Source organism: Brenneria roseae subsp. americana (assembly GCF_003115815.1).
Classification (GTDB): domain Bacteria; phylum Pseudomonadota; class Gammaproteobacteria; order Enterobacterales; family Enterobacteriaceae; genus Brenneria; species Brenneria roseae.
On record NZ_QDKJ01000002.1, the window covers coordinates 160,443 to 182,834 of the forward strand.

At 48.9% G+C, this 22,392-nt stretch carries 22 protein-coding genes and 1 pseudogene; 12 read left to right on the forward strand and 11 right to left on the reverse strand.

Annotated features, from left to right (window positions below):
* The first annotated feature begins 136 nt into the window (after window positions 1-136).
* Complete coding sequence (locus B4923_RS02665; RefSeq protein WP_109052819.1) at window positions 137-685, forward strand: YaeQ family protein; 549 nt, start codon at window positions 137-139, stop codon at window positions 683-685.
* Between the two features lie 146 nt (window positions 686-831).
* Window positions 832-1,524 (forward strand): envelope stress response activation lipoprotein NlpE, encoded by a 693-nt coding sequence (nlpE, locus tag B4923_RS02670; RefSeq protein ID WP_109052820.1) that lies wholly within the window; start codon window positions 832-834, stop codon window positions 1,522-1,524.
* A gap of 70 nt (window positions 1,525-1,594) precedes the next feature.
* Here nlpE and mutS read toward each other — a convergent pair whose 3' ends face one another.
* Window positions 1,595-4,162 (reverse strand): DNA mismatch repair protein MutS, encoded by a 2,568-nt coding sequence (mutS, locus tag B4923_RS02675; protein WP_109052821.1) that lies wholly within the window; start codon window positions 4,160-4,162, stop codon window positions 1,595-1,597.
* Window positions 4,163-4,308: 146 nt separating this feature from the next.
* On the opposite strand from mutS, the gene B4923_RS02680 reads away from it, so the two are divergent.
* Window positions 4,309-4,719, forward strand: a complete 411-nt coding sequence (locus B4923_RS02680; RefSeq protein WP_146187246.1) for a hypothetical protein — start codon at window positions 4,309-4,311, stop codon at window positions 4,717-4,719.
* 288 nt (window positions 4,720-5,007) lie between these two features.
* The gene (locus tag B4923_RS02685; RefSeq protein ID WP_109052823.1) at window positions 5,008-5,802 is read left to right on the forward strand and encodes a DUF4225 domain-containing protein; all 795 of its coding nucleotides are present in this window, start codon (window positions 5,008-5,010) and stop codon (window positions 5,800-5,802) included.
* 15 nt (window positions 5,803-5,817) lie between these two features.
* Here B4923_RS02685 and B4923_RS02690 read toward each other — a convergent pair whose 3' ends face one another.
* The 3 genes from B4923_RS02690 to grxB all read right to left on the reverse strand — a co-directional run bounded on the left by B4923_RS02690 (window position 5,818) and on the right by grxB (window position 7,994).
* On the reverse strand, window positions 5,818-6,225 hold the full coding sequence (locus B4923_RS02690; RefSeq protein WP_245929480.1) for a hypothetical protein: 408 nt from the start codon (window positions 6,223-6,225) through the stop codon (window positions 5,818-5,820).
* A 21-nt stretch (window positions 6,226-6,246) separates the two neighbouring features.
* Complete coding sequence (locus tag B4923_RS02695) at window positions 6,247-6,726, reverse strand: Hcp family type VI secretion system effector (RefSeq protein ID WP_109052824.1); 480 nt, start codon at window positions 6,724-6,726, stop codon at window positions 6,247-6,249.
* Between the two features lie 632 nt (window positions 6,727-7,358).
* On the reverse strand, window positions 7,359-7,994 hold the full coding sequence (gene grxB / locus B4923_RS02700; protein WP_109052825.1) for a glutaredoxin 2: 636 nt from the start codon (window positions 7,992-7,994) through the stop codon (window positions 7,359-7,361).
* A 302-nt stretch (window positions 7,995-8,296) separates the two neighbouring features.
* Between grxB and B4923_RS02710 the strand changes: the two genes are divergently transcribed.
* A complete protein-coding gene (locus B4923_RS02710; protein ID WP_109052827.1) occupies window positions 8,297-8,638 on the forward strand; it encodes a zinc ribbon domain-containing protein YjdM in 342 nt (113 codons plus the stop codon).
* Window positions 8,639-8,762: 124 nt separating this feature from the next.
* The gene (gene mltB / locus B4923_RS02715) at window positions 8,763-9,845 is read left to right on the forward strand and encodes a lytic murein transglycosylase B (protein WP_109052828.1); all 1,083 of its coding nucleotides are present in this window, start codon (window positions 8,763-8,765) and stop codon (window positions 9,843-9,845) included.
* On the opposite strand, the gene B4923_RS02720 is transcribed toward mltB, so the two are convergent.
* The 5 genes from B4923_RS02720 to B4923_RS02740 all read right to left on the reverse strand — a co-directional run bounded on the left by B4923_RS02720 (window position 9,839) and on the right by B4923_RS02740 (window position 14,000).
* Entirely contained in the window at window positions 9,839-10,546 is a 708-nt protein-coding gene (locus tag B4923_RS02720; RefSeq protein ID WP_109052829.1) for a GGDEF domain-containing protein, read from the reverse strand. The two genes, mltB and B4923_RS02720, sit on opposite strands and share 7 nt — an antisense overlap.
* Window positions 10,547-10,553: 7 nt before the next feature.
* Window positions 10,554-10,997, reverse strand: a complete 444-nt coding sequence (locus tag B4923_RS02725) for a DUF1987 domain-containing protein (RefSeq protein WP_211313914.1) — start codon at window positions 10,995-10,997, stop codon at window positions 10,554-10,556.
* Between the two features lies 1 nt (window position 10,998).
* The gene (locus B4923_RS02730; RefSeq protein WP_245929481.1) at window positions 10,999-11,550 is read right to left on the reverse strand and encodes a SiaB family protein kinase; all 552 of its coding nucleotides are present in this window, start codon (window positions 11,548-11,550) and stop codon (window positions 10,999-11,001) included.
* 17 nt (window positions 11,551-11,567) lie between these two features.
* A complete protein-coding gene (locus B4923_RS02735) occupies window positions 11,568-12,809 on the reverse strand; it encodes a SpoIIE family protein phosphatase (RefSeq protein ID WP_109052830.1) in 1,242 nt (413 codons plus the stop codon).
* 84 nt (window positions 12,810-12,893) lie between these two features.
* Window positions 12,894-14,000, reverse strand: a complete 1,107-nt coding sequence (locus B4923_RS02740) for an alpha/beta hydrolase (protein ID WP_245929486.1) — start codon at window positions 13,998-14,000, stop codon at window positions 12,894-12,896.
* Window positions 14,001-14,440: 440 nt separating this feature from the next.
* On the opposite strand from B4923_RS02740, the gene B4923_RS02745 reads away from it, so the two are divergent.
* A complete protein-coding gene (locus B4923_RS02745; RefSeq protein ID WP_109052832.1) occupies window positions 14,441-15,172 on the forward strand; it encodes an FCD domain-containing protein in 732 nt (243 codons plus the stop codon).
* A gap of 125 nt (window positions 15,173-15,297) precedes the next feature.
* Here the strand turns inward: B4923_RS02745 and B4923_RS02750 are convergent, their stop codons facing one another.
* Complete coding sequence (locus tag B4923_RS02750; protein ID WP_109052833.1) at window positions 15,298-16,830, reverse strand: mannitol dehydrogenase family protein; 1,533 nt, start codon at window positions 16,828-16,830, stop codon at window positions 15,298-15,300.
* A gap of 294 nt (window positions 16,831-17,124) precedes the next feature.
* On the opposite strand from B4923_RS02750, the gene uxuA reads away from it, so the two are divergent.
* From uxuA to ppnP, 4 genes are all read left to right on the forward strand, one after another.
* The gene (gene uxuA / locus B4923_RS02755; RefSeq protein WP_109052834.1) at window positions 17,125-18,318 is read left to right on the forward strand and encodes a mannonate dehydratase; all 1,194 of its coding nucleotides are present in this window, start codon (window positions 17,125-17,127) and stop codon (window positions 18,316-18,318) included.
* 265 nt (window positions 18,319-18,583) lie between these two features.
* On the forward strand, window positions 18,584-19,633 hold the full coding sequence (locus B4923_RS02760) for a type II asparaginase (protein WP_211313915.1): 1,050 nt from the start codon (window positions 18,584-18,586) through the stop codon (window positions 19,631-19,633).
* Window positions 19,634-19,880: 247 nt separating this feature from the next.
* Window positions 19,881-20,402 carry a shikimate kinase AroL gene (gene aroL, locus B4923_RS02765; protein WP_109052836.1) on the forward strand — a complete coding sequence of 174 codons (522 nt, stop codon included), beginning with the start codon at window positions 19,881-19,883 and terminating at the stop codon, window positions 20,400-20,402.
* A gap of 139 nt (window positions 20,403-20,541) precedes the next feature.
* Window positions 20,542-20,826 (forward strand): pyrimidine/purine nucleoside phosphorylase, encoded by a 285-nt coding sequence (ppnP, locus tag B4923_RS02770; RefSeq protein WP_109052837.1) that lies wholly within the window; start codon window positions 20,542-20,544, stop codon window positions 20,824-20,826.
* Between the two features lie 14 nt (window positions 20,827-20,840).
* On the opposite strand, the pseudogene B4923_RS21035 reads toward ppnP, so the two are convergent.
* Window positions 20,841-21,086, reverse strand: a pseudogene (locus B4923_RS21035) (transposase); the annotation flags it as partial.
* 476 nt (window positions 21,087-21,562) lie between these two features.
* Here B4923_RS21035 and B4923_RS02780 point away from each other — a divergent pair.
* A complete protein-coding gene (locus B4923_RS02780; protein WP_109052839.1) occupies window positions 21,563-22,297 on the forward strand; it encodes a hypothetical protein in 735 nt (244 codons plus the stop codon).
* The last annotated feature ends 95 nt before the right edge of the window (window positions 22,298-22,392 follow it).

Here is a 22,392-nt window from a genome sequence, read left to right on the forward strand (position 1 = left end):
GACTATAGCATAGGCTCCATCAGGATATCAGTATTCCTCAGATACCTAATCTATCAGTTACGTGGCGGATATCACCTTTACTGTGAGGATAGTACGAACTCAAGTACACTGTCAGCGGATAAATACGAGGTAACAGATGGCATTAAAAGCAACGGTTTACAAAGCAACGGTGAATATCGCGGACATGGATCGTCATTTTTTCCATGACGCCAGCCTGACGATTGCCCAACACCCTTCAGAAACAGAGCAGCGCATGATGTTGCGTTTGCTGGCGTGGATCTGTCATGCGGATGAAAATCTACGCTTCACCAAAGGGTTAAGTGCTGACGATGAGCCGGAAATCTGGTTGCGCAATGACACCATGGAGTTGGAGTTATGGATTGAACTGGGGCTACCGGATGAAAGGCGACTGAAAAAAGCCTGTAACCAGTCGCGTGCGGTCGTTCTGTATGCCTATAGCGACCGTGCCGGACAGGTATGGTGGCAAAATATCGCAGATAAAATCGCCGGATATAAAAACCTGACCGTTCGTTTTCTTGACGATCGCCAACTGATTCAACTGACTGAGATGGCTCAGCGCAACATGACGCTACAGGCGACGTTGCAGGAAGGAACGATCTGGTTGTCGGATGATAAGAATAGTCTGGAAATCACTTTTGCCGACTGGCAAATTGCCCGGAAATAACAGAGATGAGCAAAAGTTAGGGCAAAATAGCAGGGATAAAGCATAAAAATGGTGTTCTTTATATCTTTTATACCGTTCGGTTTTTTGCATAAAAGCGATTCGGTGTATTTGTTTGAGCACCTGACAAACGCAGCAGGATGATAACGATGAAAAAAATGGCTCTCGGTATGCTGTTTCTGGCTGGTATTTCTGTCCTGATAGGATGCCATACGCGCTCACAAATGCAGGAAGAACCACTTAAGCCCATGGCACAAAGCTACCGTGGCACGCTCCCCTGTGCCGATTGTGAAGGTATTGATACTTCACTGTTTTTGGAGAAGGACGGTACGTTTATTCTGCGTGAGCATTACCAAACCACACGCGAAGGCGCCAATACCTTTGCTGAGTACGGGCAATGGCGAAGAACGGCGGATATGCTGGTGTTAACCAACAGTCATGGTGAAAAACGCTACTTTCGCCCGACGAATGATGGTCTTGAAATGCTCGACCAGCAAGGCGTCGTGATTCAATCGTCTTTGCCTTATCAGTTGAAAGTCAGCGAACAACCGCTACCGGATACTCCCATGCTGATGAAAGGTATGTATCGTTATATGGCGGATGCCGCGACCTTTGCTGATTGCGCGACCGGTAAAACCTTTGTGGTGCAGAATAATATCCAACTGGAAAGGCGCTACCTAACAACGGTAACCGAAGCAGGCAACCCCGTATTTACGACGTTTACCGCGCATTTTGCGATCGTCCCGTCGATGGAAAAAGGACGGATGACCAAAGCCCTGATCCCCGGCAAGGATAACGTGAGAATGAATGCGCAAGGGCGCTGCGATACGCGGGTGGAGTAGTAGTAGTTGGCAAAATAGAGGCGCTGATGGGGTCAGCGCCTCTATTGATATGACGGTGAAATTTTCCGGCTTACAGCATTTTCTTCAACTGATACAGCCAGTCCAGCGCCTGACGTGGCGTTAACGCGTCTGGATCGATGGATTCTAACGCTTCCAGCGCTGGCGACGGTTCTTCTTCATGCCCCAGCAGCGCCAGCTGTGCGCCATCGATGTGGCTGGCTGAGGCGTTGTTGGATAGCGTTTCCAGCTCTTTGAGCTTTTGGCGTGCTCGCTTGATGACATCTTTCGGCACGCCCGCCAACGCCGCTACCGCCAGTCCATAACTTTTGCTGGCGGCGCCATCCTGAACGCTGTGCATAAATGCGATAGTGTCGCCATGCTCCCGTGCGTCCAGATGCACATTGACGACGCCTTCCATTTTTTCAGGAAGATTGGTCAGTTCGAAATAGTGGGTCGCGAATAGCGTCATGGCTTTGATGCGGTTAGCCAGATTTTCAGCACAGGCCCAGGCTAAGGATAAACCATCATAGGTTGATGTTCCGCGACCGATTTCGTCCATCAGTACCAGACTATTTTCCGTGGCGTTATGCAGGATATTAGCGGTTTCCGTCATTTCCACCATGAAGGTTGAACGACCGGAGGCCAGATCGTCAGCGGCGCCCACGCGGGTGAAAATGCGATCCACCGGGCCAATAACGGCCTGATCGGCAGGAACGAAGCAGCCAATGTGCGCCATCAGAACGATCAGCGCCGCCTGACGCATATAGGTGCTTTTTCCGCCCATATTCGGACCGGTAACGATCAGCATGCGGCGCTGCGGAGAAAGAGACAGCGGATTCGAGATAAAGGGTTCACTGAGAACCTGTTCCACCACCGGGTGACGCCCGCCAACAATCTTGATGCCGGATTTGTCGCTGAGCGTCGGACAGACATAGTTCAGCGTATCCGCGCGCTCCGCCAGATTGGTCAGCACATCCAATTCGGCGAGGGCCGCCGCACTTTGCTGAAGTTCGGCCAGATGGGGCAGCAGCAGGTCGAACAGCTCGTCATAGAGGGCTTTTTCCAATGCCAGCGCTTTGCCTTTGGAGGTCAGCACCTTGTCTTCATATTCTTTCAGTTCGGGAATGATGTAACGTTCGGCATTTTTCAGCGTTTGGCGGCGCACATAATGTATCGGCACCAGATGACTTTGGCCGCGGCTGACCTGAATATAATAGCCGTGTACGCCATTAAAACCGACCTTGAGCGTATCCAGCCCCAGTTTCTCACGTTCGCGGATTTCCAGCTTGTCCAGATAATCACTGGCGCCGTCAGCCAGCGCCCGCCATTCATCCAGCTCGGCATTGTAACCCGGAGCAATCACGCCACCGTCGCGAACCAGTACCGGCGGGGACTCGATGACGGCCCGTTCCAGTAGCTCCTGTAGTTCGTCGAATTGCCCAATCTGGCTCACCAACTGACGGATAGCGTCCGTTTCCAACGGCGCCAATTGGGCGCGAATATCGGGAAATTGCTGGAAAGCATGACGCATGCGCGCCAGGTCGCGCGGACGGGCGGTGCGAAGCGCCAGACGCGCCAGAATACGTTCCAGATCGCCGACCTGACGCAGAGAAGGTTGCAATTCAGGTGCAATGTTTTGCAGTGCGCTGATGGCCTGCTGACGCTGCGTTAATGCGGCAATATCCCGGCTGGGCATATGGATCCAGCGTTTCAACATCCTGCTGCCCATGGGCGTGACGGTACAGTCGAGCACGGCGGCCAGCGTATTTTCCGTTCCGCCGGACAGATTCTGCGTCAGTTCCAGATTGCGCCGTGTGGCGGCATCCATGATGATGCCATCCTGCTGACGTTCCATAGTGATGCTGCGGATATGCGGCAGGGAGGTACGCTGGGTATCTTTGGCATATTGCAGCAGACAGCCCGCCGCCCGCAGCGCCAGCTTCGCCTGTTCAACGCCAAATCCGATGAGATCGCGCGTGCCAAATTGCAGATTGAGCTGCTGACGGGCGGTATCCAGTTCGAATTCCCACAGCGGACGGCGGCGCAGACCATGACGATGTTCAATCAAATGCATGGACTCAAATGATTCGGGATAGAGCAGTTCGGCTGGATTGGTGCGTTGCAGCTCGGCAGCCATGGTTTCCTGATCGGCAGGTTCGGTGATCTGGAAACGGCCGGAACTGATATCCAGCGTGGCATAGCCAAATCCGCGGCTATCCTGCCAGATAGCGGCCAACAGGTTGTCTTGTTTTTCCTGTAGCAATGCTTCGTCACTGATGGTGCCGGGGGTTACGATGCGTACGACCTTGCGCTCTACCGGTCCTTTGCTGGTGGCCGGATCGCCGATCTGTTCGCAAATGGCGACGGACTCGCCCAGTTGCACCAGCTTGGCAAGATAGTTTTCAACGGCGTGATGCGGTACGCCGGCCATGGGGATTGGCTCACCGGCAGAAGCGCCGCGCTTGGTCAGCGAGATATCCAAAAGCTGCGATGCCCGTTTGGCATCGTCATAGAACAGCTCGTAGAAGTCGCCCATGCGGTAGAACAGCAGGATTTCCGGGTGTTGTGATTTCAGCTTGAAGTACTGCTGCATCATGGGCGTGTGGGCGGTGATGTCCTTGTCAATAGACTCATTCATATTGATTTTACTCGGTTTTTAGTCTTTCAATCGGATCAGGTGGCCGCTTGTAAAATAGTTAAAAACCTACCTGAACCCATAAATTTGTATACTGGATAAGATGTGATAACCATCCTGTCTGGCTGATATACATTTGGACGACTTAGATGAACATGACACTCAATCAGTCTATTATAATCAATAAGTTATCTGTTGATGTGAAACCAGCCTTCGATCCCGAAGGGCGTATCATCGATGTTCCAAATCCTGAACGAAAACCCTATCTTATCACCGATAATCACCGTGATTCACCCGTAGGTTTTGGTGCAAAAATCAGTACCACTAAAAAAAACCGATATCATCCAGCGACAGGTAGAGCCCGGGCAACGGACGGCAACCGGGATAAAGCACCACAGGACGTTATCAGAGCCACGATTGGAAATGTATCGGATTTTGTCAATATCGATCAGACACGCGAAACGGCTCGCAACTTTGCCCAGACGATGGAACAAACGAAGCGAAGTCCGAATGCGATCAGAAAAGAAATCAATGTGGCTGAACTGACCATCAGTTTTTAGTGGGTTAGTCAATGGTCGTTATTAAGCGATGTGTATGATTCATAATGGTTGCAATAATAAATAATTATCACGGTAATTATTTGGGTTGAGTTAATGCCGATGAGAGAAAAAATCAAAAATGTAGACCATCGATATACAAAAAAATCAGTAATGAAAATTTTCACCTATAACTATCAGTCAATTAATTGCTAAAGTGTGCTATAGGAATATTGATTTTTTTAGATATATCGTTTTTACTCTCAGTAGAGAGTCAATTTTAGCTTTTGACATATCAAGGATGCAACAAGTATGGATATTTATTTAAATAGAAATAATGTAAATAATCAATATTTTTTGGCTATGGCTCAGGCGGCAGCATTCGACTTAATGAAAACTGCCAGAATTGTATCCTCCCGTCATATTAAGGATCTCTTTCTTAAGGCAAAATTTGAGGATGAAATTCGGCGATTTTCTAACGGAAATCTGGATGCCGTTAGAAATGCCAGTAGTCCATCAGAATGTCAGATTGCTATTAGTAATATCAGGGAAGAATGTGCCAATATTGAAAAGCAGGGGACGATGCTTTCTCTTGAAAAAGCCAAGGTATTTATTACCGTTAATATGGAGAAAAGAGAGAAAGAGATTGGTTATACAATAAATGCAATCGGTGTTATTGTGGGAGGTGCTCAAATTGTTTCTGGATTTGGTGTTATTGCTAGCACCGCAACTTACATAGGTAAATTTATTGGTGCCAATATTGTGTTAAACGGTGTAAGCTCATCCATGGAGAGTTTTTTACATCTTATAGGACGTGATAATAGCGTCGGATTTATGAAATCTGGTTATATGCATACAGCCGAATTTCTAGGGTTTGATAAAAAATCAGGTCTGTTGGCTTATCATTCAGTAGATCTTGTTAGTTCATTTTATGGCATTGTTAAACTAACACTGAAACCTGATGCCTGGAGGTTGTTCAAATATATCCCCAGCGACTATTATAGAAAAATAAATACGATGAGCCGAGCATCGCTTATGTTAAAGATGGTCGGTGCTGGAAACAAGATACGGATAATGTCTGATATACATAAAGATGACTCTCTTTAATATATTTGGGTTGGGCTAGCCCATTTTTTCTTTGTTTTTTAGATAGAAATATGATTTATATGCTAAATTCATTGGTCCAAGATAATATACAAAAAAAAGGGGAAATACTGTAAAAAACAAATGAATTAATATTACAACAACATCATCTGAAATATTAAATATAACGTTAATGAAAAATGCAGAAATAAGTATAATTGATATAAAACACCCATTGTAAAATGTCTTTTTTAAAGAGTGAGTTAACATCAATAATGTTTCTTCACTATCTCCGCTACGAGAAATTATTTTTCTCATGTTGGTAATGTCGTTTTGTGTGAACCCATTTTCTAATAGTTCTTTTTCCATATCCTGGTCATTCATGGTTTTTCTTTTCCCCTGATTTTCTTTTATCGCGTTTGATAGGGCGTAGAGATATTCTATCACTATCGCCCATTAATTATGCATTTAGTAACTTGAATCAGTCCATAAAAGAAAAGAACTGGTACGAGCCATAACATGTTCTAGCGTGATCGAGGCAAATTTGAATGAGACGCTTTCCTGTGGTTGAGTTTCATTGTGTGTCAATGAGTTAGGATAGAAAAATTGAATGTCATTGATAACCGCATCTTTTAGTAAGATCTTAAAATACAACTCATTGCCGCCTGATTGCGATGTTCTGTAAAACATTAACTCACACTCAAGCTTTTCATTATCATTTAATGCCTGAGCTAAAAGCGGGGTAGCTTTATCTATCGGTTTTCTGATTTCTACAGGACTGAGAGCAACGTTATCCTCCCGTGTTATTCTATTCATTAATTCATAGACAAAAATTTCGTCTTCATGAGCGGTCTGATATTTATTTCCGATAGAATCAATCGTTGAACAGCCAGCAGAGATAAGTCCTTGCTTTACACCCGTGAGCTTTAAGTAGATCAGATTTGCCATAATTTATCCTTAACGGTATCCATATATCCCCATAATTCCTTGTTCCCTATGAGGTAGGCCAATTTCTACATTTTTTGCTGATAGAGTCAATAGTCGTTATGTGCAAGGTTTACCATGGTAAAGTTTTTCAGATGTATATACTCGTCATACTTCAAGTTGCATGTGCGTTGGCTGCGCTCAGTCACCCGAATCACTTACCTGAGTAAGCTCATCGGGATTCCTTCCCTTGCCGCCTTCCTGCAACTCGAATTATTTAGAGTATAGTTATCGTGATCATTCTTTGTGCGTAATTAATAACTGTGGGATGAAAACGTTAGAGGATGTATCGGGCCATTAAGTTACGGAACACAATCATAAAGCGAATAGAGTCTGGATTGTCCAATCGGCATCGAACCCAGCAGCTGAGGAATGATTGTTAATCAATTGCACTATTTAAGTAACTGAAAAAAATTTACTACAGGGGATTTGAGTGAGGAGAAAAATCGGTTTACGCGATCGGATCACGACACGATAGAGTAAGCATGTTGGTTATCACTACTATCGCTTGTGCCTTTACGCTGTTCCCCTTTGCGCGAGGTTGCAGGTAAAGGCACGATTAGCACGAGTAGGTTACTGACGGTGTTTTGACACGATTACAGCGCTTTATCAGTCAGAAGATCGACCCTGGTCGCATTCGCCACGCGTTCGACATAACGGGAAACGTTAGGCCCCAGCTTAATGCCTTTCACGATGGTCAGCGAACGGAGAATCGGGAACAGAATGAAATCCGTGGTAGAGATGTCGGCGTGCTGCGCCAGCAGAGGTTCAAGCGCCGCGAGTTGTTGCTGAACGTCTGAGATCATTGCCGGGGTATCGGCAAGCAGGGCATCCAGATCGCCAAAGGCTTTCTCTTCGCGTTGCAGATAGGCCTGACGAGCTTCAGGCTGGGCCAGTTCCTTAAAGTCAGCTTTGGTGAAGCGAGGAACCGCCAGGTTAAAAATGGTTCCCGCGGCCGCTTTGCTCCATGCCTCGATCGCCGGGTCTACCGGTTTATCCGCCACAAGCGGCGCTTTGAGGCTGTCCACATAGTGAACGATGTCCATACTTTCTGGCATGTAGCTGCCATCGTCCTTTTGCAGAATAGGTACGACTTTGCGTCCGACCATGCGGGTAGGGGTTTCCACGTCGCCTTCCATGATAATGCACGGCTCGAAAGGAATGTCTTTCAGTCCAAAAATCATGCTGGCCCTGGCGCAAAATGGACAATGTTCGTAGATGAAAAGTTTCATTTCCCAATCCTTTAATGAGAGATCAATGACGGCCCGCGAATGTTATACCGGAGCCAGTCTGGCAATCTGTATCAGAGTAATCCACGGCGCGGGCTGTGGCAAAATGTCCGGGTAATATGGCCCCTGTTTTTTACGATAAGCGTCAATAAGGTACGTTGAAACAGCGCTTTGTCTTTTCATAAAAAATGTCACAAATCCTGCATCACTATCAAAAAACATCATAAAAAGGTAAAATAGCGACTATGTGGTAATTACCGTATGATTTTATTTATCTTTATTATTATTTTTTCAGGAGTTTAATGATGCAGCCGTTACCGAATTGCCCAAAATGCAGTTCCGAATATACCTGGCAGGATGGCGAAATGCTGAACTGCCCTGAATGTGGTCATGAGTGGGCGGCGGGCGGTGAAGAGGCCGCTCAGGAAGAAGGGCTGATCGTCAGAGACGCCAACGGTAATCTGCTGGCCGATGGCGATACCGTTACGGTGATTAAGGATCTGAAGGTAAAGGGCAGTTCTTCATCGCTGAAGATAGGGACTCGCGTAAAAGGCATTCGTCTGGTGGAAGGCGACCACAACATTGATTGTAAGATTGATGGTTTTGGTGCGATGAAACTGAAATCCGAGTTTGTGAAGAAAAACTGATGAGCCGCGCCCCTGTCATTCATTAGAACAGGGCGTATCAATGAGTGCATATTCTGGTTTTTTCATGTCAGGCAATGTTTTACCATAGCCGCTACTCTTCTTTACCTGGTTATACGGATATCTGATGCGTCATTTGGTGACTCTTCTTCCACTGTTTGCTGTGCTCTGTGCCTGTAGTAGTAAGCCAACGCCTTCAGTGGAAGCGCCTCAGGGCACCGCTGCTGTCAAAGGTGGTTTTTTGCTTGAGCCTGCGCATGTGGGCCATTTGCAGGACGGTGATTTTGCCTTTAATCCGACAACGGCAGCCTTTGTTGACAAGATGGTAAGAGAGCATGGTTTCGACCGCCAGCAATTGCACGATGTGTTGGCGCAGACAAAACGGCTCGACTGGGTGATTCGTCTGATGGATCGGCAGGCGCCGAGTTCCGGCGTTCCGTCAGGACCGAACGGCGCGTGGCTCCGTTACCGCAATCAGTTTATTACCCCGGATAACGTGCGGAATGGCGTGGCGTTCTGGGATCAATATCAGGATGCGCTGCAACGTGCCTGGGAAGTTTACGGCGTACCCCCGGAGATTATTGTCGGCATTATCGGCGTAGAAACCCGTTGGGGCAGAGTGATGGGCAAGACCCGCATCATTGACGCCCTCGCGACGTTGGCCTTTTCCTATCCGCGTCGTGCCGCGTATTTTTCCGGCGAACTGGAAACCTTCCTGTTGATGGCCCGCACTGAAGATAATGATCCGCTCAGCCTGCGCGGTTCCTATGCCGGAGCGATGGGATATGGCCAGTTTATGCCATCATCGTTCAAAAACTATGCGGTGGATTTCGATGGTAATGGCCATATCAATCTGTGGGATCCGGTCGATGCCATCGGCAGCGTCGCCAATTACTTCAAAGCGCACGGCTGGGTTAGCGGAGCGGCTGTCGCGGTACCGGCGACAGGACAGGCGCCGTCGCTGGACAACGGTTTCAATACGCGTTATTCCCTCGCAACGTTGCAAGCTGCCGGATTAAGGCCGCAAAGCACGCTGGGCGGTTACGAAGAAGCCAGCTTACTGCGTCTCGATATCGGTAGCGGATACCAATACTGGTATGGGTTGCCGAATTTCTATGTTATTACCCGTTACAACCACAGTACCCATTACGCCATGGCGGTATGGCAATTGGGTGAAACGGTTGCCCGCTATCGCGCGGGGATTCAATGATGTTCAACCCGGTTTCGGCCCTGATTTTTTGCCCGGTACAAGGCGATATCCGCCGCGCCATAAAGAGTGTCAAAATCGGTTTTGGCCGGCGCCCAGCTAACGCCGAAGCTGGCGGTGACCAACTGCTGGGGTAGGGCATTCAACGGCATTTTATTGAGGCTGTGGTGAATGTTTTCGGCGGTTATCACGGCCTGCTTCAGCGTAAAGCCATCCAGCAAAATGGTGAACTCTTCCCCGCCGACTCTGCCGATGCTACCGGTGTCCGCCAGTACGCTTTGTACCCGCGACATTAACTCACGGATGACGCTATCCCCGGTGGGATGGCCGTAGACGTCATTGATCCGTTTGAAGTTATCGATGTCCAGTACAATAAGCGCGGCCTGATTATGTTCCAGCGTTTGGTTGATACACTCAATGATGGCGCCGCGATTGTAGACGTTGGTCAGCGGATCGTGAGTGGCTTTGTACTCCAGTTCGATTGCCAGTTTATGCAACTGCTGATTCAGGCGGTTCAATTCTTTTTCTGCACGGTCGCTGCGGGAAATCAAACGGTGGGATTCTCTGACCAATCGCTGATAGTGCTCGGTGAGCGCCAGCAACGTATCCCGGTAAACCTCTGCCGGCATATCCTGCTGGTTGGCGACGCGACGGGCCGCGAGCAAAATGTCATATTCGGGTGTAAATAACTCAAAAGTGCTCATGGTGTATTTACTCCAAAATTTGGCCGTAGAAGGTGAGCGCCGGAAAATCGATATGCAGCTCTTCGCCGAATTCCTCGGCGATATCATCGTCCTTGTCGTAGTACCAATACAAGAGCACCGGGATCCCCTGTTCAGCCGCCTGATTTAACGTATTGAACAGGCTGAACAGCATCTTGGTGCTGGAGCTGTTGAAATAAATCAGCGATACGTGAACCTCGATGGCGGCGGGAGGATGGCGGGGAGGGGAGGCGCCTTCCTCATCGGTATCGGTGAGCCACTGATTGAGATAATTTTCGATTTGCGCAATCAGGGGGCGATAAAACGCGGCTGCATTTTCAGGATAGGATTCACCCGAAAGAGAAAGTCGATGGGTGTCAAAGTCGAAATCTACGGCCGGAGTACAGGGCGTTCCTGCGATATGGAGATTATCCATGTTGTTTGTGTGTGTCATTTCAAATAATCGCCTTCAGATAAAACGTAGACAGTCCCGTTGATGAATCCGCCTGAAAAGTAAACTGAAGCGGTTCGCTGGCATCACGTGCGACAGTCAGTAATCCCATATCGGCGCCTTTGCTCCATGGCGGCGTTTTATCGCGCAGTGAGGCCTTGTAAGCGTGCTTGATTTCATCGATTGTCATATAGCGCAAGGGTTCAAGGCGTATCCGCAGCTTTTCGATATCATCCGGGTGAACTTGATTTGCCGAGAGTAAGAAATATTTTCCGTTTTCAAAACCAATGCAGACAGAACCATGGCGGACTTCATTCGGTTGATTAACGATGGCTAAATCGGCAGCGGAATAGCGGGTAATATTCTGTACCATTTCAATAAAAGCGGAAAACAGTTTCCTGCGGATGCCGGCGGGAACCTGTTTTTTTTCAAGCTGTAACCGCACCGTTTCAGCCAATGAACTGATAATGTTCTGTGAGAAGTACCCGACGTAATACAGGGTGATGTCGCGCTGATGTGTGGCGTCGAATAATTCGGTGTACTTAATCTCTGACATGATCTTGCTCCACCTGATTAAGCCAATGTCGAAAAGTATCGAAAGCCCCAAAAAGTCAGATCGTCCCTTCTTATCTGATGACCCTGATATGTTCGATGTTCTTGTAATAGTTGGCTTGCAAGTTCACGCATAGGCCGTTCCTGATGATGCAGCAAGAACGCCTGCAAATGGCGTTTGCCGAACATAATGCGTCGTTCGCCACCGATTTGATCCGTCAGCCCGTCGGTGGAGGTAAATACGAGGTCGCCATCGTTTAGCGTCAGTTGGTGGTTCGGCCACTGATAATGGTAGGGGGTATTGGTATAGCCGACCCCCATCCGGTCGGTCTCGAGTACGCTTACCTGTCGGGTTTGCCGGGCCACTCTAAAAGCGGCCATGCGGGCGTTGGCCCAGGAAAGCGTATTTTCAGCGGTATTGCAAAACATCACAATCGCATCGCAGCCGTCGTTGGAGGAGGACTGATGTTCTTCATCACGCTGCCCAAGAGTGTCTTTGATATGCTGATTAATCCCCTGAAGCAACAGCGCCGGTATTTCCGGGCCATACTGAGTCAGAGACTGTTCCAGTGCCGAGGAAAAAATCAGCGTCATAAAGGCGCCGGGAACGCCGTGTCCGGTACAATCCGCGACAACAGCCAGCCAACCGCCCTGGTAGGTTTTGAAGTAATAGCAGTCGCCTCCGACGCAGTCGCGCGGTTCCCATGTCAGACACCATTCCGCCAGCGAGCGGGACATGGCTTGCCGCGACGTCGCCAACATCGCTTCCTGAATCACGCGGGCATACTCAATGCTTTGCATAATCTGTTGATGCTGCTGCACATGCATGGCGGAAACCGCTTTGATCAGATCGATCCCTAAACCGATACCAATGTAGCGGCCGTTTTTAGTAATGATAAAACCATCGGTCAGTGACTTGTCGCCGGTAATGACCGTTTGATCCGCGACGGTACTCAACGATGCCGAAGCATCGATAATCAACGGATTCTTATCCATAAAAGCAATGCAGCTCTTTTTATCATAGAGTTCTCGGTAAAAAGGCCGGGACATTTGCGACATAAAAATATGACGATTAATCAGCCCGAAAGGTCGTCCATTTTCGACGACGGGCAGACTGACCAACTCTTTGTTTTTGCCGAAAAGCTGCAACACCGTGGCATTATCGGTATCGGGTGAAACGTCTGGCGTCGGGATACAAAGATCCTGCGCTTTGGGCTGGGCCCAGATGCTGGGTTGAAGGCATGGGGCAGACATATCGGTCATGATATCTCTTGAGTGGCGACTATTCTGACCACAACATAGGCGATTTTGATGACTGAATAATGACAATTGGCCAAAAGCGGCGCTTCAGTCGTCTGCCAATACGTTGTTCATGACCTGCGTTTGCCAGTTGAAATAGGGATTAAAGGGCAGGCGTATGTGGGTTTTGCCATCTTCCTGATAGCCCCAGTCGGAGTACCACAGCGCATTTCTGTCCTGACACTGCTGCGGATTGGCATTGGCCTGTCCATTGGCGCAGATAATCACCGTACCAGTCAGACCATATGTTTTATTTTCCGGCGAGAACAGAACCGACATGTGTGAAAACTGGCTGATACGCCATGCGGGCAGGCGATCGCTGCGGATTAGCACGCGTGAAGAATAAGGGTGGGCAGGGGGATTGCCATACCAGATAAGCCGGCTACGCGAGTGGGTGAATTTCCTGTCGAACAGATCAAACAGGTAGGCGCTATCCAGCACCGAGTCATGCTCAGTCAGCACCACCAACACGGGTTTGTCATAGGTTTTATCCGCTAGCCGTGATCGTACTGCCCGGCTGGAATAATAGAACTGAGCGAAACCGTTGGTTGGGACCACCATGTAGCGCGTTGCCAACTGTTCGGGGTAACCGGGGCGGGGTTTAAGCAGCCAGTCGGTGAAAACCGACAACATCGGCGTAAGGAAATCGTACTTTTCATTGGATTTGATGGCGGGAGAAAACAGGACCAGTCCTTTGATTTCAGGGTGTTCGAGGGCATATTCCAGCACCAGATTGCCGCCGGTGGAAAAGCCGCCCAAATAGATTTCCTTTACGTCTTTACTGAGGATCGCCGCCTGTTCGGCGACGACTCTGCGCCAGTCGTCAACGGTGATGTGCAGCAGATCTGCCGGACGCGTCCCATGCCCCGGCAGCAGGACGGTTCTGACCAGAAAACCCTGAGCGACCAGCTGTGACGTGATATCGGTAAAGGAGCCGGGCGCATCGCCCAGTCCGTGAACCAGCAGCATTCCTTTCGTCGCCGGACCCGCGGGATGCGATTCCTGCGGCGTGTTCCAGCGCAGTTCCATGCTCTTATCATTGGTCTGGAATGCCCGGTGCTGCGCGACCCAACGCGTCGTCTCCTGTTGATAACGGGCAAATGACGGTTGCCCGAGCGGCATCATGTCATGCTGTTTGCCGCTACAACCCGCCATCAAAAGCAGGCAAACGGCAACAATCAGGCCGGAGAAGCGGTTTATTACCTTTGTCGGGATATCTGGGAAGAAAGTCGGCTTTTCCATTGATGATCGTTGCAGCATCCGTCGTCGTTATCCTTTTATTATCTGAAGCGTAACGTGAATCATCGATAATCAGTATAAAAATCATTCAATACATCTCCCCCATCTTTCAGGTCGCGGGTGTATTGGTTACCTTCCTGCCTCGCGAAATCGATTCGGTATAGTATAAAAGCGTTCCCATGCAGCCAGCTATCTGAATGTGTTTCACGAGTATCAACCTGCTATTTATGTCATGTTTTCCATGGACGGTGTTTCCGGGCTTCGTGTTATACTTTAGGCTAATTGGGTGACTGGTTGGTTTTTTGGTCTGGCCAATTTAAGGTTATGGCGGACGTCTGATAAAAGGATAGGGTGGTATGCGGTTATATCAGCAAATTGGCGGCAATATCCGAGCCGAAATACTGGAAGGGAAATATCAGATTGGCGATCGTCTGCCTCCGGAGCGGGATATTGCCGACGTGTTTAACGTTAGCCGTAGCGTGGTGCGTGAAGCCTTGATCATGCTGGAACTGGAAAAGCTGGTGGAAGTACGCAAGGGTTCCGGTGTTTATGTCATGCAAATTCCCGAGGCATTGGAAAAAAACCATGAAGCGGACAGCGGTTATGGCCCGTTTGAACTGATGCAGGCCCGTCAGTTACTGGAGAGCGAGGTCGCGGCCTTTGCCGCCATGCAGGCGACTAAAAGCGACATCATCAAGATGCGTCAGGCCATTGAGCAGGAAAAAATTTCACTGGAAAACGGCAGCGTGGACGAAAGCGCCGACGAACAGTTTCACTGTCTGTTGGCACAGTCAACGCAGAACAGCGTACTGGCCAATATGGTGTATGAGGTGTGGCAGGCGCGTAAACGCAGCCCGATGTGGCAGGGCATCCACTCCCATACGGATGATTTCAGCTACCAGCGCCAGTGGCTCGACGATCACGAAACCATTCTGCGGGCCGTCTCCCGGCGCGACGCTAAATTAGCCCGTCAGGCGATGTGGCAACATCTGGAAAATGTGAAGGATAAGCTGCTGGAAATCTCAAACGTGGACGATCCCGCATTCGACGGCTACTTATTTGAATCTATTCCACGGATGGAGTCATGAACGGCGCTGAATCCACCGTTATGTGGATTCAGCGATGCTGACCCAGTTCTGTTACGTCAGAGAAAACCACTTTTTATGCGTGATGTGTCGAATTAGCCGTCACCGGCCTCAATCCAGAATCTGTGCTAAAACAGTTCCGCTACCGCCGCTTTGGCGCCACGAGCCTGAAGGGTTTGGTAAGCCTTAATCAGCTGCGCGATAAACGCTTCATTTTGCGGTAAATCCTCCCCAAATACGGCAGTCAGCGTCAGCAGTCCGCGAACGCGCGGTTCACCCTCTTCCGTCGTACTGACAATGGCTTGAAGTTGTTCCGCCATCGGATCGCGTATATCGATAGCCTGACCGGTATCGTCAGTACCGCTGACATAGCGTATCCAGCCCGCGACACCCAGCAGCAAACAGCGGTAATCGCTGCCGTTACGAATATGCCAGCGAATCGAATCCAGCATGCGCTGTGGTAATTTTTGCGTGCCGTCCATGGCGATTTGCCAGGTACGGTGCTGCAACGATGGATTTTCGTAACGGGTAATGAGCCGGTCTGCATAGTCCGCCAGATCGACGCCCGTCACCCGCAGGGTCGGCGCCTGCTCATTTAGCATCAGGTAGTGTGCGGCACGGCGGTAATTGTCGTCTGTCATGCAGTCGTTGATGTGCTGATAGCCTGCGAGATAGCCGAGATAGGCAAGAAAGGAGTGGCTGCCGTTCAGCATGCGCAATTTCATTTCTTCAAACGGCAGTACATCGTCGACCAGCTGTGCGCCGGCGAGCTCCCAGGCGGGACGTCCGGCGACGAAATTATCTTCCACCACCCATTGGATAAACGGTTCACAGGCAATGCCGCAGAGGTCATTGATGCCCAGCGTATCGGCGATTTCCTGCAATGTTTCCGCTGTCGCAGCAGGAACGATGCGGTCGACCATGGTATTTGGGAACGCCGCGTTCGCTTCAATCCAACTGGCGAGTTCGGCCGATCTCAATTGCGCCAGCTCGAGCACCGCGCTTTTCAGGATATGTCCATTTTCCGGCATGTTGTCGCAGGAAAGCAGAGTGAAAGGCGGCAAACCGCGTTCGCGGCGAACCCGCAGCGCTTCCACCAGGACGCCCGGCGCCGATGCCGGCGCATCCGGCATTTCCAGATCCATCTTGATCAACGGATTTGCCCGATCCAGATTTCCGGTACTGCGGTCGATACAGTAGCCTTTTTCGGTAACCGTCATTGAAACAATGGCAACCTGTGGTTCTGCCAATTTTTCTATTACCGCCGTTATACCTTCCAGCCGCGCATGCAGGGATTCATTGACTGACCCGATAATTATCGCCTGATGGCCGTCTGCGCCTTTCTCCAGCACGCTGTAACGGTGTGCCTGTTGGCGCAGGCTTTTAAACAGGTTTTCACTGCCGAACAGGTTGACTTCACAGATACCCCAGTCGCCCCCCTGTTGATTGAGCACCCGATCGGTAAACAGGGCCTGGTGCGCACGGTGAAACGCGCCAAAACCAATGTGTACGATACGACTTTTCAGCGCCTTACGATCGTAGTGCGGTTGTGATATTTCGGCCGGTAAGGGATGCGTGGCGATATTGATCGCGGCATTGGTTGAGGTTCCAATAGTACTTTCTTTGCTTGATGACGTTTTTTCGGTAATAACGGTTTTCATACGACCCCTCTGAGTATCCTTTCCCCTGACGGTGCAGTCTGTGCGTGCGACGGGAAAGCAAAATAAATATGTCAGACCAAAATGGCGTTATTGTATAAATAATGAGCAATTAAAGGCTATTCTGAGATTGATATGGGGATTAATGTAAAGCTTACTGGCCTTAAATAAAATTTGTTTGTCCAAAATTAGCTATTTTTGTGCAACTGATCAACCAATTTGGTTTTTTGTTTGACACGAAAATCGGTTGATGTAGGCTTTGGTTATCTCTTTAAAAGATCGAAAAGGTAACCCTGTATGGAACAAACCTGGCGTTGGTACGGCCCGAAAGATCCCGTCTCACTTGATGACGTTCGGCAGGCGGGGGCTACAGGCGTGGTCACGGCACTGCATCATATCCCCAATGGTGAAGTATGGACGGTTGAGGAAATTGAAAAACGCAAAGCCGAACTGAAGGCTAAAGGGCTGGTGTGGTCGGTGGTGGAAAGCGTTCCGGTACATGAAGCGATCAAAACGCAGACGGGGAATTACCCGCAGTATATTGCCAACTATCAGCAATCATTGCGTAATCTGGCGCACTGCGGCATCGATACCGTCTGCTATAACTTTATGCCGGTGCTGGATTGGACAAGAACCGATCTGGAGTATGTGTTGCCAGATGGCTCTAAAGCGCTGCGATTCGATCAGATCGCCTTTGCCGCGTTTGAACTGCACATTCTGAAACGCGTCGGCGCCGAACGTGACTATACGCCTGAAGAGCAGACACAGGCCGAGGCCTATTTCAAGGCAATGAGTGAAGAGGATATTGCCCGGCTGACGGCAAATATCATTGCGGGTCTGCCGGGTTCGGAAGAAGGCTATACGCTGGAGCAATTCCACGAACGTCTGGCGGAATATGACGGCATCGATCATGCGAAGCTGCGTGAGCATCTGGGGTATTTTCTACAGCAAATTGTTCCGGTTGCGGAAGAAGCCGGGATTCGCCTGGCGATTCATCCTGACGATCCGCCGCGTCCGATCCTGGGGCTGCCGCGCGTGGTTTCTACGATTGATGATATGCACTGGCTGAAGCAGACCGTGGACAGCATCAATAACGGTTTTACCATGTGTACGGGCTCTTACGGCGTGCGGGCGGATAACGATCTGGTTCGGATGATTGAAACCTTCGGCGATCGTATTCACTTTACCCATCTGCGGGCAACCTGCCGGGAGCAAAACCCGAAAACCTTCCATGAAGGCGCTCATCGGCAAGGGGACGTGGACATGGTGGCGGTAATCAAAGCGATTCTGACGGAAGAGTTACGCCGCCAGAATGCGGGAGATTTACGTCCGATCCCAATGCGTCCGGACCACGGTCATCAGATGCTGGACGACCTGAAGAAGAAAACCAACCCCGGCTATTCGGCGATTGGACGTCTTAAAGGGCTGGCGGAGATCCGTGGCGTCGAACTGGCGTTGAAGCGTACTCTGTTCCCTGAATTGCAGCAGTAATGCAGTAATGATGAAGTAAAACAGACCGTGCTCAGCACGGTCTGTTTTTTAGTTTTGAATAACCGCGCCGGCAATTTGAAGTATACGAGATATATCAATGATTCTATGACGAAAGCTATACAGGCAGAAGGCTCTGGGGCATCATACGGGCCAATGCCAGCGCTCCGTTGGCAGAGGGATACGTCATCAACTAACAGGCGGTCGTTCTTAATCTGTGCTGTTATGGTTCGGCTTGCCGTCTAAGCGAATTAGGTTGGTATAGGTTATGAAAAGGATGTTTAAGTCATTATTTGTGGTTGTTTTGGTCTGTTTTTCTGCCCTGAGCAGTGCGGCAGAAAATCTGCCTAACATTGTGATTCTGGCGACAGGCGGCACCATTGCCGGTTCCGCGGCGGCGAATACGCAAACTACGGGCTACAAAGCCGGGGCGTTAGGCGTGGATACGCTGATTAATGCGGTACCGGAGTTGAAAACGCTGGCCAACATTAAAGGTGAGCAGGTTTCCAATATTGGTAGTGAAGACATGACCAGCGATGTTTTGCTGAAACTGAGCAAGAAGGTTAATGAACTGCTGGCGAGCGATGATGTTGATGGTGTCGTCATCACGCACGGTACGGATACGCTGGATGAGTCGCCTTATTTCCTCAACCTGACGGTAAAAAGCGATAAGCCCGTTGTTTTCGCTGCGTCTATGCGCCCTGCAACCTCGATCAGCGCAGATGGTCCTATGAACCTGTACGGTGCGGTGAAGGTCGCGGCAGATAAAAATGCACGTGGCCGCGGTGTGATGGTTGTGCTGAATGACCGTATCGGGTCCGCGCGTTTTATCAGTAAAACCAACGCATCAACGCTGGACACGTTCAAAGCGCCGGAAGAAGGTTACCTTGGCGTGATTATCGGCGACAAAATCTATTATCAGAACCGTTTGGACAAGGTTCACACCAACCGCTCGGTTTTTGACGTGGCTCATCTGGAAAAACTGCCGGCGGTCGATATCATTTATGGCTATCAGGACGATCCTGAATACATGTATGATGCGGCGATAGCGCATGGCGTCAACGGAATTGTGTATGCGGGCATGGGCGCAGGCAGCGTCTCCAAACGCAGTAACGCCGGCATCCGCAAAGCGGAAAGTAAAGGAATCATTGTTGTTCGTTCCAGCCGTACCGGCAGTGGCGTCGTCCCGCCGGATGCCAGTCAGCCAGGATTGGTCTCCGATTCGCTGAATCCGGCGAAATCACGTATTCTGCTGATGCTGGCATTGACGAAAACGACGAATCCGGCAGTGATTCAGGAATATTTCCATACTTATTAACCAAGGTATCAAGGCGAATGAAAGTAGTTATGCGTCTGTATCTTGGAAAATGAAAGAGTTAAGATAGGTATGGTAGCCCCGTTATTTATTACGGGGCTTTTTTCTGTGGCAATAGCGAACATTTCCTGATGGGAAAGAGGTTGTGCGGTTGTGGTATCCGCGAACTTTGCCAATATGATTTAACCGGCGTTGATGACCTGACAGTAAGATGATGATGATGCTCGAAACGGGCTTGGTGAAAAATTAGATGACACAACCCATTTTTATGGTTGGCGCCAGAGGCTGTGGGAAAACCACGGTCGGGGAGCAACTATCGCGGGCGTTGGGATATGACTTTGTCGATACTGACGTGTTTATGGAACAAACCAGCAAAATGACCGTAGCCGAGGTTGTGGCTCGGGAGGGATGGCATGGTTTTCGGCAGCGTGAAAGTCTGGCGTTGCATCAGGTAACCTCGAACCGCAGCGTCGTTGCCACGGGCGGGGGGATGGTGCTTGCGGAAGCGAACCGGCGCTTTATGCATGAACGTGGCGTGGTGATTTATCTTCACGCCAGCGCGGATTTGCTGGCGCAACGGCTTGAGGAAAACCCGCAGGATCAGCAACGACCTACGCTCACCGGGCGTCCTATCGCTGAAGAGATGGCCGATGTGCTGGCTGCGCGTGAAGCGCTTTATCGCAATGTCGCTCATCATATTATGGATGCGACACAGGATCCGATGATGATTGTGGCCGATGTGATGCGTGTGCTGCGCTTGTCGGCCGCATAGTACGGAAAAGCGAAACTGGCAAAATAATCACCCGTTGGTGTTACCGATAGCGCACTTTCATTGAATAGATAGTGACAGTGGTCCGGTTCTCCTTTTAAGATGAATTTCCTTGGTTTTTTTCGATTATAGGTGCCGCGCTATGCTGAATGTAAACGAGTATTTTGCAGGGAAAGTGAAATCTATTGGCTTTGACAGCGGCAGTATTGGCCGTGCCAGTGTTGGTGTGATGGAGGCGGGCGAGTATACGTTTGGTACGGGGAGCGCTGAAGAAATGACCGTGATTACCGGCGCACTAAAAGTGCTGCTGCCAGGCGCGCCAGACTGGCAGATATTTATGCCGGGCGACTCGTTTTTTGTTCCGGCACAGAGTGAATTCAACTTACAGGTAGTGGAAGCGTCGTCCTATTTGTGTAAATACCTGTAGTTTCTTCTCTTTTATTTATCCCGTTCAGCGAGCTGGCGCTTAAGATGGGCGTTCTCCGTTGCCAGCAACTGCTCACGTTCAGAGGCGGAGCTTTGCTGGCGTTGTTTACCGCGCTAGGCGTAGAGCTGAGAATCGTGCAGGCCGAGCTCCCGGGCAGCTTTGGCGACACCGATACGGTCGGCAAGCGCCAGCGCCTGCTGGCGAAACTCCGGGGTATAGTGATTACGGGATGTTTTCTTCACAGATTTTGCTTGCTTCATGGTTCACCTTGTTAACGATTTTACTCGCTTAACAGCGTGTCCACTAATCGTGGGTAGGATCAGTCGATGGCGGCATCGATTTTGCGTACCAGATGGTCTTCGGGCACCAGTTCTTCGAGGGTAACCATTTCAAACTGGTATTGCTGTGGGGCGGGTTCTCTGAGCATGGCGGTCAGTCCGTTTTTTGCACTGACCTTATTAGATCAAAGTCCTGGCCGCGAGGCCAGGACTTTGTCATCAGTCTGATATCTTCGTTTCACGAAGATATTTATATTTATTTAACAAAGCTATCTGTCTATGAGGACAGTTGAAATCTAGAATGAATGCAAGGTAATAATTATCGTGCAAATTATTTTTTCTGTTAGCTTTGATTATTTATATGCTTTTAAAAATACAAGGTATATGTTATGTTCCTATAGCTAACAATAGGTAATTTATCAATAAGTGAAATTATTTTTACATGGAGAATCATTAAAATGGAATATATAGAATCATCTAATCGAGTGCTCTCCAGATATTATGATGCTTTTATCAAAAGAGCGAGTAGTATCATTCAGGAAACAGCAGATGATATTGGCACCGGTGCAGCGAGAATGTCAGTTTGGATATCACCATATTCAATCGCACATTTGAATCCTAACTACGCAAAAACAATGACCGAATACAGATCTTTGATAATTGATGAAGATAAAAGGATGCTATACTGTTTGTCTTCCTTGGTCAGGAAACCATCTATTATTTATGATATGGTGAAAGCAATTGTAGATTATTTATTTTCCAAAATGCCTGAGAAAGAGCAAAAAGAATTATCGGAAAAATTTAAAGATATAGGGTATAAATTTTCTAATGCTATAACGGATCAAGTAGTTAAACAAGCAACAAAAATTGCTTTAATTGAGGCGTTATCACAACTAATTGCATCAAGAATATTTAATGATCCAGAAGTAAAGCGTATAGCTAAAATATTATCTCAAGGCGTTATTACAGCATTTCAAATATATGGTTATGTAGAAAAGGCATCTCGTGCAGCCAGAAAATTAAGGCGCGATGATAAAGTCATATATAACATGCTTTATTCCCAAGGTACAGAGATGTTATATTTCATTATAGCAAAAAAAATCAATCCCCTTATCGTAGTAACTAGATCGAACGACCATACTAATGCTGACGATTTTATCAACGTACTGGCTGATATTTTTTATGATTGGTAATCATTATGTTAAAAAACGTAAAGTCTGTTTTTTTTGATATTCTGGCCATTATTTTAACTGGTATCTTCTCAATTGTTATCATTTACTTATGTGGA

Excerpts from the sequence above, each read along its gene's own strand:
- B4923_RS02665 (WP_109052819.1), top strand. The coding sequence starts at position 137 with ATGGCATTAAAAGCAACGGTTTACAAAGCAACGGTGAATATCGCGGAC.
- nlpE (WP_109052820.1), top strand. The coding sequence starts at position 832 with ATGAAAAAAATGGCTCTCGGTATGCTGTTTCTGGCTGGTATTTCTGTC.
- mutS (WP_109052821.1), bottom strand. The coding sequence starts at position 4,162 with ATGAATGAGTCTATTGACAAGGACATCACCGCCCACACGCCCATGATG.
- B4923_RS02680 (WP_146187246.1), top strand. The coding sequence starts at position 4,309 with ATGAACATGACACTCAATCAGTCTATTATAATCAATAAGTTATCTGTT.
- B4923_RS02685 (WP_109052823.1), top strand. The coding sequence starts at position 5,008 with ATGGATATTTATTTAAATAGAAATAATGTAAATAATCAATATTTTTTG.
- B4923_RS02695 (WP_109052824.1), bottom strand. The coding sequence starts at position 6,726 with ATGGCAAATCTGATCTACTTAAAGCTCACGGGTGTAAAGCAAGGACTT.
- grxB (WP_109052825.1), bottom strand. The coding sequence starts at position 7,994 with ATGAAACTTTTCATCTACGAACATTGTCCATTTTGCGCCAGGGCCAGC.
- B4923_RS02710 (WP_109052827.1), top strand. The coding sequence starts at position 8,297 with ATGCAGCCGTTACCGAATTGCCCAAAATGCAGTTCCGAATATACCTGG.
- mltB (WP_109052828.1), top strand. The coding sequence starts at position 8,763 with ATGCGTCATTTGGTGACTCTTCTTCCACTGTTTGCTGTGCTCTGTGCC.
- B4923_RS02720 (WP_109052829.1), bottom strand. The coding sequence starts at position 10,546 with ATGAGCACTTTTGAGTTATTTACACCCGAATATGACATTTTGCTCGCG.
- B4923_RS02725 (WP_211313914.1), bottom strand. The coding sequence starts at position 10,997 with ATGACACACACAAACAACATGGATAATCTCCATATCGCAGGAACGCCC.
- B4923_RS02730 (WP_245929481.1), bottom strand. The coding sequence starts at position 11,550 with ATGTCAGAGATTAAGTACACCGAATTATTCGACGCCACACATCAGCGC.
- B4923_RS02735 (WP_109052830.1), bottom strand. The coding sequence starts at position 12,809 with ATGACCGATATGTCTGCCCCATGCCTTCAACCCAGCATCTGGGCCCAG.
- B4923_RS02740 (WP_245929486.1), bottom strand. The coding sequence starts at position 14,000 with ATGGCGGGTTGTAGCGGCAAACAGCATGACATGATGCCGCTCGGGCAA.
- B4923_RS02745 (WP_109052832.1), top strand. The coding sequence starts at position 14,441 with ATGCGGTTATATCAGCAAATTGGCGGCAATATCCGAGCCGAAATACTG.
- B4923_RS02750 (WP_109052833.1), bottom strand. The coding sequence starts at position 16,830 with ATGAAAACCGTTATTACCGAAAAAACGTCATCAAGCAAAGAAAGTACT.
- uxuA (WP_109052834.1), top strand. The coding sequence starts at position 17,125 with ATGGAACAAACCTGGCGTTGGTACGGCCCGAAAGATCCCGTCTCACTT.
- B4923_RS02760 (WP_211313915.1), top strand. The coding sequence starts at position 18,584 with ATGAAAAGGATGTTTAAGTCATTATTTGTGGTTGTTTTGGTCTGTTTT.
- aroL (WP_109052836.1), top strand. The coding sequence starts at position 19,881 with ATGACACAACCCATTTTTATGGTTGGCGCCAGAGGCTGTGGGAAAACC.
- ppnP (WP_109052837.1), top strand. The coding sequence starts at position 20,542 with ATGCTGAATGTAAACGAGTATTTTGCAGGGAAAGTGAAATCTATTGGC.
- B4923_RS02780 (WP_109052839.1), top strand. The coding sequence starts at position 21,563 with ATGGAATATATAGAATCATCTAATCGAGTGCTCTCCAGATATTATGAT.